The sequence below is a fragment of the Kitasatospora misakiensis genome (assembly GCF_042656005.1).
Classification (GTDB): Bacteria; Actinomycetota; Actinomycetes; order Streptomycetales; family Streptomycetaceae; genus Kitasatospora; species Kitasatospora misakiensis.
Map to the genome: position 1 here is coordinate 1 of NZ_JBHSOF010000163.1, position 555 is coordinate 555.

Genomic DNA, 555 nt, shown 5'->3' on the forward strand with positions numbered 1-555 from the left:
CGAGCTCTTTACGCCCAATAATTCCGGACAACGCTCGCACCCTACGTATTACCGCGGCTGCTGGCACGTAGTTAGCCGGTGCTTCTTCTGCAGGTACCGTCACTTGCGCTTCTTCCCTGCTGAAAGAGGTTTACAACCCGAAGGCCGTCATCCCTCACGCGGCGTCGCTGCATCAGGCTTTCGCCCATTGTGCAATATTCCCCACTGCTGCCTCCCGTAGGAGTCTGGGCCGTGTCTCAGTCCCAGTGTGGCCGGTCGCCCTCTCAGGCCGGCTACCCGTCGTCGCCTTGGTAGGCCATTACCCCACCAACAAGCTGATAGGCCGCGGGCCCATCCTGCACCGCCGGAGCTTTACACCCAGGACCATGCGGTCCCAGGTCATATCCGGTATTAGACCCCGTTTCCAGGGCTTGTCCCAGAGTGCAGGGCAGATTGCCCACGTGTTACTCACCCGTTCGCCACTGATCCACCCCGAAGGGCTTCACCGTTCGACTTGCATGTGTTAAGCACGCCGCCAGCGTTCGTCCTGAGCCAGGATCAAACTCTCCGTGAATG

Annotated in this window: 1 rRNA gene; it reads right to left on the reverse strand. The window is 60.2% G+C overall.

Annotation, left to right across the window (positions count from 1 at the left end):
- Positions 1–553, reverse strand: a 16S ribosomal RNA gene (locus tag ACFP3U_RS37060); the annotation flags it as partial.
- Between the last annotated feature and the right edge of the window lie 2 nt (positions 554–555).